The organism is Siphonobacter sp. SORGH_AS_0500 (assembly GCF_031453245.1).
GTDB lineage: Bacteria > Bacteroidota > Bacteroidia > Cytophagales > Spirosomataceae > Siphonobacter.
In genome coordinates, this window is the sequence record NZ_JAVIYT010000001.1 from 3,708,316 (window position 1) to 3,724,440 (window position 16,125).

Sequence of the window (16,125 nt, forward strand, 5' to 3'; positions counted from 1 at the left end):
GCTTTAATTAATTAAAAATTTTACGAATTAACTAAAGCTCCTCCGTTTAAGCAACTGGTAATCGAATTCCAGAGGTAAATTCTTTGGCGGATCGACTCCTCCGCCGTAGAAATGGTCTCTTCCCATTTTTGAGCGTCATTGCCACACAATTCACGAACCATTTCTTCCGCCAAATGGCCATGATGCCCACCGTCTACTTCGATGTGACGCTCCAGGTAATAGCGGAATGTATCGAGTTGATTAGGGAATCGGGCGTTCAGGTTACGAACCAGTTCAATGAATAATTCGGGAATCAAGTCTTCGCGACCATAGGTAAAGGCCGCCGCAATTTCATGCGGACGATTTCGCTCAATTACTGAAAACGTATAACTCACAAAAGCCTTCGCTCCGGCGGGAATATCAGCATTTTCCAGAGCTTCCCTCACCGATTGGCCCGCTCGCAGGTCTGCAACAAATTGCTCAATGACCGATGTATCCGCCTCTAGCTCTTTCATCGCCCGGAGGTATAACTCGTAATGGCTCATCCGAACGCCATGCTGATCTACATCGCTTTCTTCACCAGTAACGATTTCATTAATTAGATACGCCGTCGACCCGGATGCAGCGGGTAACCAGGGCACTTGTACGCAGGTAAGCTGCCGTTGCAGAGCCTTTAGCAGAGACATGAAGTCCCAGACAGCAAAAACGTGGCTTTGGGTAAAAAGCTGTAAAGCCTCCAGCGAGTTGATGTGATTGTAAACGGAATGGTCGATTAATTCCTGACGCAGCGGGTTCAGACGAGCTTCGAGTACTTCCAAAGGATTATTAGTCACTGTTGATCAAGTTATGAGGTACTTATTAGTAAAAACGCAAAAAGGTCGGTAGCAACCCACCGACCTCAAATTAAATTTTTGTACTAACCCTATTACTCACTTCAGCAATTCTTTGCGAGTGAGGATAGTCTCGAACATTTTAATGTCATGTTCTGAATTAAAAATGTCGAATGGCAGATAGAGATACTGATACTTGCCCAGATTGAACAAATACGCGTCTTTCTCTTTCTGAACCGACTGAATCATATTCCAGGGTAACTGGCCGCCTTCTTTTTTCTCGCGATTTTTCCAGACAAAAATCTGACGGTTATCAAATTCATACACAAATTTTTCGAACATCTGCTTATTCTGTTCTACCTGCGTCGTAGCCGTAAACTGCATACCGCGGAAGAGAGCGAAACCTACCCCACCGAGTACGGCTACGAGGTAAATCCACCAGTTTGGATAGACTTTCGTTACGTTCAGAACGACGTTCAGAACGATCACCCCTACGGGAATCAAAAACCAGAACCATTCCTGTTTGATCCAGTCCCGTAAGGCCAGGTTAATGTACTTTTTGGGGTCCAGGCCGTATTTTTTCGTGCGAACGCCCTGGGGCATTCCCGCCTGACCACTGTTAATGTAGGGCTGCTGGTAGCGATTTACCGGAACTTTTGCCATTTTATGTTAATAGAGTGACTTCTGAGCGAAAAACAACGCGTGTTTTTCTAGATGGAGTACAAAAATACGAAAACGACGTAGTACTGTAAAATCCCGCTCCGATATTCTCGCATTGCTCTGATTATTTATTAATTAAATCTCGTTTTCCTCGGTCGATTCGGGCACTTTTCGGAATTTTACGATTCAGAATCATTTTCAAAAGCTATTGTCGCTGTACATTCGTCCATGATTTCAACTGAAAAAACGCTGCTTCTGAACCCCGAACAGCTCAAACAAAAGATTCGCCGGATTGCCTTTGAGGTTTACGAAACCAATTTCGAAGAAAAAGAAATTGTACTGGCGGGAATCGTTGGTCAGGGAGTGATTATGGCTTCGTTGCTGAAAGAGCAACTGGAAGCCATCTCTCCGCTGAAAGTACAACAGATTGACATTCAAATTCAGAAAACCGATCCATCGCCCAGTTCAATCAAATTGAATACTGATTCCGAGATGTTAATGGGCAAATGTGTCATCGTTTGTGATGATGTTTTATACACGGGCCGGACACTGGCGTATAGTCTTCTTCCTTTTTTTCAGACAAAAGTCAAACGCCTTCAGGTATCGGTTCTGGTAGATCGTAATTACCGTCGTTACCCCGTCTCAGCCGACTTTGTAGGGTATGCCCTGATGACTACGCTCAATGATCACATTGATGTGATTCTGGAAGGGCCAGAAATGGGTGTTTATCTGCAATAATACTCTCGATTTACTATTGATTTAATTCAGCATTCTTTTGAAACGTATTGCTCTTTTTGCCTCGGGCTCGGGTACGAACGTCGAGAATATCGCCAAGTATTTTAAAAATCACGAAACGATTTCCGTGGAAATGGTTCTTTGCAATAACCCTGCTGCGGGTGTTATTGAACGAGCCCATCGCCTCGGTATTCCTTTGAAACTGTTTAATCGCGAACAATTTCGTTCGGGCGAAGTATTAAGCTGGCTTCAGGAAGCTCAGATCGACTGGGTAATATTGGCGGGTTTTCTCTGGCTCATTCCTAAAAATCTGGTGGCAGCCTATCCTAACCGGATTTTGAATATTCACCCTGCTTTATTACCCAAATACGGCGGCAAAGGAATGTACGGCAGTTTTGTACACGAAGCCGTGGTAGACGCTAAAGAGACCGAGTCAGGTATTACCATTCATTACGTGGACGAGCATTACGACGAAGGAAACATTCTTTTCCAGAAATCTTTCGTTGTAGAGCCTACGGATACGCCAGCAGACGTTGCTAAAAAATGTCATGCTCTCGAATATGAATATTTTCCCGTGGTGATTGAGCGGGCTATTAATAGTTGATGGTTGTTAGTTATTGGTTATTAGTAGAGACGCGATTTCATCGCGTCTTTTTATATTTCAAGTCGGATTATCTTGCTCTACCCAGAAGCAATCAATCGCGTCTTTACCTAAAAGAAACGGGCTGGTTAATAACCAGCCCGTTCACTTCACTGAAAACTGTAAACAGACAACTGCCAACTAATAAGAAGAAGATCGGTTTTGGGCCTGATACGTCAGGGAGAAAGTATGGTAACCCAGAAGCACATTTCGGGCTGCCGTTCGAACCGCTTTCTTATCAAAAAATCCTTCTGGCGAAACCCGGGCCGCATACCCCTGCCAGACGGTTTTGTTCATGAATGTGTCCTGAAATTGAATCAGCAAAGTGCCCTTCCGCAAAAACGTTTTATCCACCACATAATCCACTTCAGGAGAACGATAACTTTTTACGTAAGTATTCAATTTAATTTTATCAGGGTGCAGGGAATAAAAAACCAATACATCAGGATTTTGAGTAGTATACTGAAAACCTCTTAATTGCATCTGGCGATTAATTTCAGCAGTAATCACATCGTGTTGAAGCGTGGTATCTTCTGCAGTAATGGGATCAAAGGCAATGCAATACGTATTATACAAGTGCGTATAATTCGGAGCGTACCCGGAATGAATAACGAGATTTTTAGGGTTGCAGGCCGAGCATAGCACGACCATAACAGCAAAAACGAGTAAAGACTGTTTCATAAACGTGAAAGGCCGCTAAGCCAAATTAAAATGAAATAAATGGTATTGTAAGACTTGTAAGAATGGCACCCTCTAGGGCTAAAAAATAATGCCAGATTATAACACTTTGGAGGCTTTTACCTGCTTCAGTGTTAAGAGGTTACGAATTATCTAGCTCTAGTTCAACTAAACTATAAAATTAATATAATTACGAATAATTCAAAATTAGACAAAGGTTTCCTTGCAATTATCTTCATGAGGTGAGACTACAGGAAATTTTTGCCCAAATGGCTACTCTTAAGAAGTTTTAACACTGTTTTATAGAGCATTTTATATAGGTTGCTATTAAAATCAACCGATTATGAAAATTGTATCCATTTTTATCCTCGCCTTTTTATTGTATGCCTGCTCGCCCAAAGTCCAAGTGGTGACTTTGCAAAGCGATAACGTAACCCTGCAAGATAATAAGTTCGTTTACGATACGGACACCCTACGGATCACGTATAACTTTCAGGGAGAAAACGGAGTTATCCGAATGAATATTTATAACAAACTGGGAGTACCGCTATATGTGGACTGGAAACGGTCGGCATTTATAAAAGGAACCGAAAAGTTTGATTATTGGGTAGATGAGGCCTATTTCCAGGGACAATACAATGGTACAACAGGCACGGACCTTCGGCCTTCACTCAACCGTTACAATCAATTTCTTTACGGCTATACTTGGGGTTCTTTTCAGGGAATCATTCGAAAAGAAGAGCAAGTGTCATTTATTCCACCTAAAACAGAGATTAACCAGTCCCGCTTCATGGTGGCTCCAGGCAAAGGCTGGCAATTACCCACATTTGAAAGTACCATAGAGGAAGTGGAACTACCCTCTTCGGAATCCAACCATAAAAAGAAGACAGCACTGGTTCGTTATGAGTTCTCGAACAAGAATACCCCTCTGAGTTTCCGTAATTACCTAACGCTTTCCACTGACGCTCAATTTCGGACGGAATTTCATATTGATACGCCTTTTTATGCTTCTCAGGTTGAAAATATGGATGGCCGTTACCTCTTTGGACCTATGTATAGTGAAGCTGACCTGAATACCCCCAGCAGTATACATCACATTCGGGAAGGGTATCGTTCAGAAAATAGATTTTTGCTGAAACTGCCCATTAATTAGTTTTCGAACGCACCAACTGAGCCGCTGCTCCATTTTTGGCGAAAACTAGTCCGGCTCCCTGCGGAGTTTTTAGTTCTGCCGAACGTCGTACCTGCCCTTCAATGACCAAACCCGTCTGGGCGGAAGGTACGACGTTAAATTTTTGTTGTCCCATACCTTTCAGCACAACTCCCCGGTTAGCATCGTAGCGGCCCAGCTCGGGCAGACACTCGAAGAAATTGCCCGTCAAAATCAAATCCAGTTTTCCATCCTGATCATAATCTACGCTGCTGATTCCATAAATGGGTGAAAACTGAACTTCCCTAGGTAAGGCTTCAAAGCGGAAATTTCCCTTCCCATCGTTCCAGAATACGCCCGTCCGATCTTCTACAGCCGAACGCTTGAGCATGCCCTCACGGGAGCTTGCATCAAATAGATCTTCGACCGTTTTTTCGGCATAATCCGTAAATTTTAGGAATTTCTTTTTGATGGAAGGCACCGCTTTCTGTAAATCCTGTTTGAGTACCATCGGATAGCTTTTACCGGTTTCGGTCCAGCAATTGATGATTTGTTCCATCGTCCCGTTGCGGTCAAAATCGTTGACGTACAGCTCTGCCGGGTGTTCCGCCGAAGCATGATAGCGGTTATTGCTACCTAAATTTCCAGCCACCAGATCCAGATCGCCATCCCCGTCGAGATCCCGCACGTACAAGCGGTTCCACCAGCCCGTTAACTCTGCTAGCTGAGGCGATCTTGCCAGACGTTGACCTTTCTCATTCAGGAAAATAGTAACGGGTCCCCAGTCTTCACTGATAATGAGATCGGGCCATGAATCGTGGTTGACGTCCGCCCAAACTGCATCGGTTACCATTCCCATTTTTGAAAATTCCGGCATATACCGTTTGGTCATTACTTTGAATTCACCCCGACCATTATTGACGAGTAACTGACTCTGTGGCGATAGGCCGTACTGCCCAGATACCATTCGACTTCCCACAAATAAATCCTGATCGCCATCGTGATCGAAATCAGCCGCCGTAACACTCGATCCATTCAGATAGAGCAAGGGCAGTCGACGATCTCTGGTAAAAGTCCCCTTTCCATCATTCAGGTATAGCCGGTCTTCGAGTTCAGCGGAACCGTCGATAAATTCATTGCCCCCGCTCACTACGTACAAGTCTTGGTCCCCATCCTGATCCGCGTCGAAGAAGGTAGCCGCTACGTCCTCGTACAGGCGTTCGGTATCGAGTATGATCAGCTCCTGACCCTTAAACGTGCCATTGGACTGTTGCACAAATAATTTTTTGGGCGAGCCGGAAGCTCCGCCGAGGTACACGTCATCCAGACCGTCTCCATTGACATCCCCCACGGCCAGCGACGGCCCCTGCGTGGAATACATCTGCTTGAGCAGCGGATCACGGTTGTAGTCCACGAACGCATTTTCTACGTGGGTATAGTCTAAGCGAGAGGAAGCCGTTGCATCGGTGAAGTAAGACGCTGGCTTTGCTCCCACTCGAGGAGTACCAGCTTTCGATTGACGATAATCCAGAACAAGTTCCGTATCCGCTTTTACCTTCGGGATTGCCTGTTGCTGACCATCCGGCCAAACAACCGTTACAGAATCAATCGCCGTTTCTGTTCCCAAGCCAAACACCAGTGTCAAATCCACGGAAGACTGAAAACCCCGGTTCGGCATTTGTTGCAGGAGTATCGTACGATTAGGCTGATGTACCCGAACTTTCGCTCCAATTCCATTCCGGTTCTGGTCCGTTCCTTTTAACTTTACGCGTAAAAAATGCTGGTGATTCCGGTCACTGGCGTGATTGCGGTATACCGACAAGGGTTGATTGACATTACTGACAATCAGATCCAGATCTCCGTCACTATCCAAATCGCCGTAAGCCGATCCATTCGAGAAGTTAGGTTCAGCCAGTCCCCATGCCTGGGCCTGATTACTGAATTTTAGATTTCCTTCGTTACGAAAAGCATAATTGGGAATTGGTTCCGAAGGCATCTTGGTTAGAAATTCCGCAAAATTGAACCCCTGTGTCACGACTTGCTGCATGGTATTGTCGTCGGAAAAGAAGGAGATAAAATCCTGATCCGAGATGGTTTTATATAAGCCGTTAGCGACGAAAATATCCTTTTGTCCGTCATTGTCCATATCAAAAAGCAGGGCTCCCCAGCTCCAGTCGGTCGCGGCTACCCCCGCGTACTGCCCAACATCGCTGAATGTCAATTTTCCCTTCGCGTCCAAACCATTGTTTAGATGCAGCATGTTTCGCATGTACTGGTGATGGTAATCCTGACTGAGCTTGAACTGTTCCAGCTCGTAGCTTTCAAACAGCGTAGTCGTTTTCAGTCGGCGGTCGGTTCCAGGTAACATTTCCGTCACGAAAATATCCAGGCGTCCGTCGTTGTTCACGTCGGCTACATCCGCTCCCATTGAGGACAGGCTGATATGCGGAAAGGTTTCTTTCAGAGATTCTCGGAAGGTCCCATCCTGATTGTTTAGGTATAGATAATCATGTTCGTAGAAATCATTGGAAACGTAAATGTCCGGCCAATCGTCATCGTTCACGTCCCCCACGGTGATGCCTAATCCGAACCCAATGACACTTCCATAAATGCCAGCCTTCTCCGAAATATCCACGAACTGCGTCGTTACCGGAGCAGTATCTTTGTGAATAATCCGGTTTTCAAAAAACTTGTGACCGCCGTCGTAATCGCGTTGACTTCGCAAGTTTTTATAGCCCAATCGTCCAACCGGCATGAAACTGTTATTGAGCAGAAACATATCCAGATCTCCATCGCGGTCATAGTCGAAAAAGGCAGCGTGCGTCGATACCCCCCGGTCATCCAACCCATATTCTTTGGCTTTTTCGGTAAAGGTCAGGTTTCCGTTGTTGATAAACAGTTCGTTGGCCCGATCGTCATTGGGTCGGTTCCCTGCGTTGCAGACGTACAAATCCAGGCGACCATCGCCGTTTACATCCGCGAAGGTGGCTCCGGTACTCCAGGCATGCTTTCCTTTGATTCCAGCTTTCTCGGAAATATCCTCAAACTTGAAATTACCTTTATTCAGGTACAGCTTGTTATCGCCCATATTGGACGTTAGAAACACATCGGGAAGACTATCATTGTTGATGTCACCGATGGCTACGCCGCCACCATTATAGAAATTCCGGTAATTGAAAATGTTCAGTTCCTTGTCGTCTTTTACTTCGTTGACGAACGTAATACCCGTTTGTTCCGCTGGGAGCGACTCAAACAGGGTTTCTTCCTGCTTCTTTCCGCACGCGGCCAAAACCAGAGCCAAGGCCGTTATCAGAATATACTGTTTCATGGGGTATAGGGAATTCACTGAATGGGGTGCGTATGGGTTTGAAATACCAAGAGCCGATCATTATTCCGGCTGACCAGCCAGCGGGTGCCCGCTGCCGTTCGAAGGGCCTGTATATCCCGGATTTCGCCGGATACCGAAAAACCGGAAAAAGGTCCCGGGCTAGGTCGGAAGTTACCTTTGCCATCGTTGAGTAATACCAGGCCGGGGTTTGCATTGTACTGCCCCTGAGCCGGATTAACGCTGTAGAGGTTTCCACCTGCCAATACATCCGGCGTACCGTTGCTATCTACGTCGCCAATCGCGAAAGCGTAGAGTTTTGACCACTGGGCCGGAGCCGGCAGTTCGTGAATGACAAACCGAAGGCCACCTTTGTTCTCCAGCCATACGGAACTGTAACGATTGATTTCAAATTCAGTCGCTCCGTTTAACTCGCCTTTATCGAAGATATCCTCTACGGTTTTTCCGGCAAAATCGGCATAGGTAGTAAATTTCTTGTTGATGACCGAAGGAAGCTGTTTGCCGAGTTCATCCTTGCCCGCTAGGGGATAGTATGAGCCAGACTGATCTTCATAAGCCAGAATTTGTTCTGCCTGTCCATTCGAGTCAATGTCTTTGACCCACATTTTCAAATGGTTGGATCCCTTTCGGCGAAGACGGCTATTCAGACCCAAGTTACCCAGCACGGCATCTTCCCGCCCGTCTTTGTTCAGGTCAGCCCAGATCATACGACTCCAGAATCCCTTCATACGCGTGGACTCAGTACCATCAGCTTCCTCCAAACGCATGGGTTTGCGGCTAAATTTCCCGCCTTTTTGCACAAAAAGTTGCGGCTCTATCCAATCTCCAATGACTAGTAGATCGGGTTTCTGATCTCCGTCAAAGTCGCTCCAGTGGGCATCCGTCAGTAAGCCTGCCAAACGTAGTTCAGGGGCCAGTCGATCCGTTTGATCCTGGAAATTACCCTTGCCATCGTTGACAAGCAGGAAAGACCGAGGCGGTTTACCGTAGGCATAAGCCGTTACCCGACCCGAAACAAACAAATCTAGATCCCCGTCTTTATCAAAGTCCGTTGGGTATACACCCGACTTGTTTTCCAGCATTTTTGGTAATGCCGTACTGCGTTTGGTAAAGGTGCCTTTGCCGTCGTTAAAGTATAAGAGATCCTGTAACTGGTCCATTTCGCCATAGTATTCATTCCCACCAGCGACAACGTATAAATCCAGATCACCATCCCCATCGGCATCAAAAAACGTAGCAGCTACGTGTTCAGCCGTCGAATCAGCGTCAAATCCGGGCTGCGAACTACGTACAAATTGGCCGTCGGGTTTCTGCAAAAACAACTGACCTACCTTAAACTTGGCTCCAGGGATGTAGGCATCTTCCAGGCCATCCCCGTTCACGTCACCCTTGGCCAGCCGCGGTCCTTCCGTCGAAAGCTGAAAAGGCATCAAGGGTTCGCGACTAAAGTCAAAATAATCCTTGTTCTCCTGATGGGTATAGGTAATCGGATTAGGCTGTACCTCTTCCAGAACTGGCATTTGGCTGGTACTCCACCAGGAAGTAATAGGCTGATCTTTAGCAGCCGTATATTGAACGGTCAGCGTCTGATCGGCTTTTACATTGCGGAGGGTTTGTGATTTCCCATCCGGCCAGATTACTAATACGCTATCAATAAGGGGTTGCTTACCCACGCCAAAAGTCAATGTAGGCTCCACGGAGGATTCAAAACCCCGCACCGGGCTATTCTGCTGATAAAAAAGTTGGGTACTGTCTTTCAGTAACACCTTTGCTCCCACCCCCAAAACATTGGCTTTATCACCTATAAAATTCACTTTCAGGTAATGGTTACCCAACGTTTGCCGAGCATTGTTTCGATATACGCCCGCTGCCTCGTTAATGGCATTACTTACTAAATCCAAGTCACCATCATTGTCCAGATCGGCATAAATAGCTCCATTGTTGATGTTTTCTTTTTCAAATCCCCAGTCTTTCGAACGGTCTTTGAACGTAAAATCGAAGGGTCCTTTCGCGATACCCTGATAGAGGTAATTATGTGTTTTTCCCTCGGGCATGTGAGTAATGGATTTTCGGACCACCTCTTTCACTCGCTTGTCCAAAGCCGCATATACTGAATCCTGAAATACATACTTGATGTAATCCATGTTGTTGGGTCGCCGTACAATGCCGTTGGTGATGAATACATCCTTCACGCCATCGCCGTCATAGTCAGCCCAGAGGGGTGCCCAGCTCCAGTCGGTGGCAGCCATGCCTAGTTGGGCGGCAAGGTCCACAAACCGTTTGCCCTGTAAATTCAGTTGCAAGCAATTGCGGGCGTATTGGTAATGGTACCCGTAACTGAGTTTGAACGAAAAGACGTCGAATGGGTCTTCACCCGCCGATGATTTTTCTACGGTTTCATCTTCGGGATACATATCTAACGTCATGACATCCAGCCAACCATCATTGTTGATGTCGGCCATGTCGTTCCCCATCGAGAAGCGGCTGGTATGTGCAAAAACCTCTTTCAGCTTTTCGGTAAAGGTGCCGTTTCCATTATTATGGTAGTAGTAATCGTCTTCGTGAAAATCGTTGGAAACGTAAATATCTTCCCAGCCGTCGTTATCCAGATCGCCTACGGCGATTCCAAGACCATAACCCATCGGAGCTCCGTAGATACCCGCTTTTTCGGATACATTTACGAATAAGGGTTTAGTCTGAGTGCCTTTATCAATGAGTTTATTTTCAAACAGGTAATCCCCTGCTTCGTTATCCCGTAAAAACCGGGCATTCACGTTATTATAGGAAATGGCTTTATGAATAGCATGATTAAGCAAATAACAATCCAGATCACCATCGTGATCATAGTCAAAAAAGGCCGCCTGTGTTGAAAAACCCGTAAAATCCAGTCCGTACTCCGCTGCTTTTTCTGTAAAGGTTCCGTCGTGATTGTTGATGTAAAGTTCGTTTGAGCCTTCCAGCCCTCGGTAATTGCCTACAGCACACACATAAATGTCCAGCCAACCATCGCCGTTAATATCGACCATACTTACACCCGTCTGCCAGTCGGCAAAGCCGCCTACGCCCGCCTGTTCGGTAATATCTTCAAATTTCCAATTTCCTTTATTGAGGTATAATTTATTCTTGCCACGGTTACTGACAAAGTATACGTCCGTCAGACCATCTTTATTAATGTCACCCGCCGCTACCCCTCCTCCATTGTAGAAATACAGATATTCTACAATGTTCAGACTGTCATCATCCAGGACGCTATTCTGGAATGTAATACCTGTTTGAGTGGAATCTAACGTTTCAAATAGGGGTTTTTCATCGGAAGACGTACAAGCGGTCAAGCCCAGCAAGAAGCCGATTACGATACTGGTTCCTTTTAGGAATACGCGAAACGAATGATGCATTGACTTCTGTTTTACTTAGGCTAGTATCAACACAGGCCCCTTCCCAATGCTGGAAAGGAGCCTGTTGCAAAGAAATAAGATCAATGGTTAGTTATAACCAGGATTCTGTTTCAAGTTGGGGTTACTCGAAATCTGTACCGATGGAATAGGCATCAGATTATACTTGGAATCCGTCACAGGTTTGAACTGCCAGGCTTTCTGGGTGAAAGATTTGAAACGAATCAAATCAGTCCGACGACGACCTTCGAAGGCAAACTCCCGCCCATACTCTTTCAGCAAGTTGTCCAACGTTAGATCAGCCGTGGTAAAATCAGATACTCCTGCCCGCTTGCGTACCTGGTTGATGTAAGATAAAGCTTCGGCTGCTTTCCCTAAACGAACCAGTGCTTCGGCTTTAGCCATCAACACAGATGAATAACGGAAGATTGGGAAGTCGTTATCCTGGCTGGTAACCAGGTTTCCAGTTTGAATTTCAAACTTTTGAAAACGCACCCCCTGATAGGCCAAGGCTCGCTCAAGTGCACTGATTTCCGGTGTAAAGTTTACATCATGCCGTAAGCCATCTACGCGGTCATCATACTGAATTACCTTGCCATCTGAACCCGTTTGCGGACCTGCCAGCCACATCTTTTTCCGAGCATCCTGATCGCTGAACGTTGAGTAGAAATCTGCGTAGGTACAGTATCCGTTCCAGGGACTGTTAGCTAATCCATACTTCTGTTGCAGAGCATAGTGTAGCGTACGTAACTGGAAAGTGTTACCAGTAGCAAACGTTTTGTCATAAGGAATCACGAAGATGTTTTCACGCATTGACCCGTTCTTGTCATTATTGACGGCAAAATTGTCCAGAAAATTAGACGACAATGAATACAGCTTCGAGTTAATGACCGAATCGCATTCTGCAGATGCTTCCGTCCACCGGGGCGTACCCGTGAACACCTCTGCATTCAGATACACGTGAGCAAGCAAGGCATGTCCAGCACCCCGAGACATTCGTCCGTACATGGTAATACTACTCTCGTTCCGCATCTGAGGAATCGCCTCCTTGAGCTCTTTTACGATGAAATTATACACATCCACTCGTGGACTTTGGACCGGATTACCGGCGGGCGAGTCTTCAGTCAGAATGGGTACATTCCCGAAAAGATCCACTAAATAGTAGTAATTCAAGGCTCGAATGGCCCTTAATTCAGCAATGGTCGTCTGTTTGCTTGCTAGTGAAGAAGCTTTCAACGTAGCGACATTGATGTTTACGTTGGCAATACTACGATAGAATGCTTCCCAGGCTCCATTGATGTTCGTTGGAATCAAAGGCGTAAACTGATGTTTAGCCAGTTGCTGCCAACGCCCATCATCGTACCAGTCAGGTCCCCGCGTCGGTACTACGACTTCGTCCGTAGTCGTTTCCTGCAATACGAAGGGGTCATCGACGAAAGATCGTAAGGTTCCATACGAAGAGCCAATCACCGAATTCAGATCCGACTCAGTAGCGGGAAACGTTCCCGCGTCAGCCTGGTCATATACCGTAGAATCCAGATTTGTACAGGACTGATTGAATACCATCAATCCTGTTAGTCCGAGTCCGTATAAAATTTTAAGCGTTTTCATAAGAAAGTATAGTATTCTAAAATAAGCATAAAGCTTACAACTGATTGCTTATATAATGAAAGTACTCTATCGGCTAGAACGTCAGTGAAATACCTGCCACTAACGTACGTGCTCGGGGATAATAGGAAATAGGATCAACTCCCGGTGACAGGTTTACAGCCCGGTTATCATCGCTGATGGATCCGTATTGGCTCCGCGAATCACCCGTACGCACTTCAGGATCAGCACCACGATATTTTGTGAATACGAAGATGTTTTGACCTGAAAGGTAGACCTGAGCATTTTGCAGAACCTTCTTCATTCCTGGAATTCGGTATCCTAAGCGGAAGTTATCTAGACGAACAAAAGAAGCATTTTCTAACCACAAATCAGACCAGGCCGAAGAAACCCCTTTGCCAATACCAGTTGAAAATGCATCCTTCAGCAAGTTCTCGCCAGGGAATCGGTTGGGGTTTGCAAAGTAGATGTACATCCCATTTGCTACTTTCTGGCCTACACTTCCACGGAAGAAAAAGGACAAATCCCAGTTCTTGTAGGTAAAGTTGTTTTGCCAGCCAAAGGTTAACTTCGGTTGAGCATTGCCCAGGTACGTACGGTCTGCACCAGCGGGTTGCGTTCCCCCACCTCCAAAATCCTGATAAATGTACTCGCCTTTGTCGTTGAAACCTATCACGCGGGGACCGTAGAAGGTACCAATTGCATACCCTTCCTGCAGTACGATAGGCGAAGCAATTCCTCCCTGTCCACTACCAAATCCTCCATATAAAATGGGGTTATTGGTATTGTATTGGAATAGGCCATTGCTTAAGGAAATGATTTTGTTGGTATTATGAGCCAGGTTCAATGAGGTACGCCACTCAAAATCTTTCGTGCTGATGGCCTGATAGTCCAGCGACAACTCGATTCCTTTGTTGGATACCCGACCTACGTTTGCCAGTACGTTGTTCGTTACGGCTGTTAGTTGCTGCGAGCCGTATTTAGAACCGATTGCAACGGGGTAATTGAACAACAAGTCACGCGTGTCTTTGTAGTAAACTTCCACTGATCCCGTCAAACGGCCCTTCATTAAGCCAAAGTCCACACCGATGTTGGTCATCGCTGAAGTTTCCCATTTTAGATCTGGGTTCGCATTTTGTGAATAAAAATACGCTGTCTGGAAACCACCGTTGGTAAAGTAAGACCCTTGAGAACCGTACAACATACGAGCGGCATAATCGGCGATACCATCCTGGTTACCCGTTACACCATACCCAGCCCGCAATTTCAGGTCGCTAAATACATTCCCACTTTTAATAAAATCCTCTTCGATCAAACGCCATCCTGCTGATACCGAAGGAAACCAACCCCAACGATTGTTTACCCCGAACCGAGAAGAACCATCCCGACGAATATTCGCAGTCAAGAGGTATTTTTCGTTGTACGAATAGTTGATACGACCAATGAGACCTACCAGAATAGCTTCAGATTTATAGGAATTCACCTGACGGTTAGTCGAACCATCGGCGTTACTATTTCCAGCTCCCAGGTTATTGTATCCAAAGGCATCAGGGAAGTTTGAGTTTTCTGCACCAAATCCTTCATTACTCACCTTCTGATAAGTGTGCCCCAACAAAACACTAAAATTGTGCTTATCAATAGTGTTGGTGTAGTTAATAGTGCTTTCAATCAGGCGATCCAGAACTTCCTGGGTTTCGCGGCGACCTCTTGAAATGCTATTGCCACTACCCCGGAAATAGCTGGGGATGAAAAAGCCATAGAGATAGTCAAATGTACTTTGCGAAGCATTTACGCCAACTTTTAATCCTTTCACGATTTCGTAGCTGGCTTTAGCATTCAACAACGTCTGACGCTCCTTTCCTTGATTAGTCAACTGCACGAGACGAGCTAGTGGGTTTTCTACTTCAAACTGTCCCTGCGGCTGGTTAAACGTGCCATCAGCGTTATAAATAGGTTGTGTTGGATTGAAACGTACGGCTGAACGCAGGGCTCCATAGTCCACAAACTTCTTATTATTCGTCTGGTGTGAGAGCAAAAGTTGCAGTTCCAAACGATCATTGAGGGCTTTCTGCACCAAGTTCAAACGAGCATTAATCCGGTTGAAACCTGAATTTTTCACGATACCTGGCTGATCCAAATAGATCAGCGAACCACGGTAACTAAATTTCTCAGCTCCTCCACTAACGGCAACCGAGTGGTTTTGCGTCCATGAAGTCTGCGTTACCTGATCAATCCAGTTCGTAGACGAACCATAATCCTGGCCAGTAACGTTTTGTTCAACTAATTTGGCCCGGAACTCGTCTGGTGTCAGGAAACCAGGACGGCGTACTTCTTTACCCATGGAGATGTATCCACTGTATTCGACCGAAGTACGACCTGCCGTTCCTTTTTTAGTAGTAACAATGATTACCCCGTTCGCTCCCCTTGAACCGTAAATTGCGGCAGCAGAAGCATCTTTCAGTACGTCAACCGACTGAATATCTTCGGGAGCCACACTATTCAACGGAGCACCCGCTACGCCGTCAATCACAATCAGAGGCTCTGAGTTAGCCGAAAGCGAAGACGTTCCGCGTAAACGAATGGTTGGGCGGTTATTCGTGGGGTCACTGTTTGGAGCACTGATTACCAAGCCCGATACTTTTCCTTGGACAGCCTGTAAAGGGTTGTTAAGTACCCCGGCGTTGAAATCCTTGGCCGTAACGGTTGCCGTAGCTCCGGTTACGTCCGCTTTCCGCTGGGTACCATAGCCTACTACGACTACTTCCGACAGGGCTTGTGAATTAGGCTGTAAGATTACGTTAAGCGTGGTTTGGTTCGTAATGTCAATCTCCTGGGAAATCATACCTACCGAGGTAAAGCGAACTTTAGATCCAGAGGTAACGCTAATCTTATACGTACCATCTGCGGCAGTCTGTGTACCATTGGAAGTACCAACTACCAAAACGCTCACCCCAGGTAAATCACTTCCGTCCTCTGCTGAAGTAACCTTTCCTGAAAGGATACGTTGCTGAGCCCAAGTCGTCATGCTGAGAAGAATCATTAAAAGACCTAGACATCCAGCGAAGCCATGTCTAAGCTTACTTTTTTGACCCAACGAGCTACGTTGC

At 46.0% G+C, this 16,125-nt stretch carries 10 protein-coding genes; 3 read left to right on the forward strand and 7 right to left on the reverse strand.

The genetic code is table 11. The annotated features are described in order from the left end of the window. Positions 1-20: 20 nt before the first annotated feature. Together QE357_RS15880 and QE357_RS15885 are read right to left on the reverse strand one after the other, a co-directional pair. On the reverse strand, positions 21-812 hold the full coding sequence (locus tag QE357_RS15880) for a DUF3050 domain-containing protein (protein WP_106635327.1): 792 nt from the start codon (positions 810-812) through the stop codon (positions 21-23). A gap of 96 nt (positions 813-908) precedes the next feature. Continuing rightward, positions 909-1,472, reverse strand: coding sequence for a YcxB family protein (locus QE357_RS15885; RefSeq protein ID WP_106635326.1), 564 nt, complete (start codon positions 1,470-1,472; stop codon positions 909-911). A 225-nt stretch (positions 1,473-1,697) separates the two neighbouring features. On the opposite strand from QE357_RS15885, the gene QE357_RS15890 reads away from it, so the two are divergent. Both QE357_RS15890 and QE357_RS15895 read left to right on the forward strand, forming a co-directional pair. Beyond that, entirely contained in the window at positions 1,698-2,207 is a 510-nt protein-coding gene (locus QE357_RS15890; protein ID WP_307140897.1) for a phosphoribosyltransferase family protein, read from the forward strand. A gap of 37 nt (positions 2,208-2,244) precedes the next feature. Next, positions 2,245-2,808, forward strand: coding sequence for a phosphoribosylglycinamide formyltransferase (locus tag QE357_RS15895; protein ID WP_309709459.1), 564 nt, complete (start codon positions 2,245-2,247; stop codon positions 2,806-2,808). A gap of 177 nt (positions 2,809-2,985) precedes the next feature. On the opposite strand, the gene QE357_RS15900 is transcribed toward QE357_RS15895, so the two are convergent. Further along, positions 2,986-3,525, reverse strand: coding sequence for a DUF4136 domain-containing protein (locus QE357_RS15900; RefSeq protein ID WP_307140899.1), 540 nt, complete (start codon positions 3,523-3,525; stop codon positions 2,986-2,988). Positions 3,526-3,865: 340 nt separating this feature from the next. Here QE357_RS15900 and QE357_RS15905 point away from each other — a divergent pair, with 340 nt between their 5' ends. Beyond that, positions 3,866-4,675, forward strand: coding sequence for a hypothetical protein (locus QE357_RS15905; RefSeq protein WP_106635323.1), 810 nt, complete (start codon positions 3,866-3,868; stop codon positions 4,673-4,675). Here QE357_RS15905 and QE357_RS15910 read toward each other — a convergent pair. The 4 genes from QE357_RS15910 to QE357_RS15925 all read right to left on the reverse strand — a co-directional run bounded on the left by QE357_RS15910 (position 4,668) and on the right by QE357_RS15925 (position 16,043). Then, a complete protein-coding gene (locus tag QE357_RS15910) occupies positions 4,668-8,000 on the reverse strand; it encodes a VCBS repeat-containing protein (RefSeq protein ID WP_106635362.1) in 3,333 nt (1,110 codons plus the stop codon). The two genes, QE357_RS15905 and QE357_RS15910, sit on opposite strands and share 8 nt — an antisense overlap. A gap of 14 nt (positions 8,001-8,014) precedes the next feature. Continuing rightward, the gene (locus QE357_RS15915) at positions 8,015-11,413 is read right to left on the reverse strand and encodes a VCBS repeat-containing protein (protein WP_309709465.1); all 3,399 of its coding nucleotides are present in this window, start codon (positions 11,411-11,413) and stop codon (positions 8,015-8,017) included. Between the two features lie 87 nt (positions 11,414-11,500). Beyond that, on the reverse strand, positions 11,501-13,021 hold the full coding sequence (locus QE357_RS15920; RefSeq protein WP_309709468.1) for a RagB/SusD family nutrient uptake outer membrane protein: 1,521 nt from the start codon (positions 13,019-13,021) through the stop codon (positions 11,501-11,503). Between the two features lie 73 nt (positions 13,022-13,094). Beyond that, on the reverse strand, positions 13,095-16,043 hold the full coding sequence (locus tag QE357_RS15925) for a TonB-dependent receptor (RefSeq protein WP_157830201.1): 2,949 nt from the start codon (positions 16,041-16,043) through the stop codon (positions 13,095-13,097). Positions 16,044-16,125 lie beyond the last annotated feature (82 nt).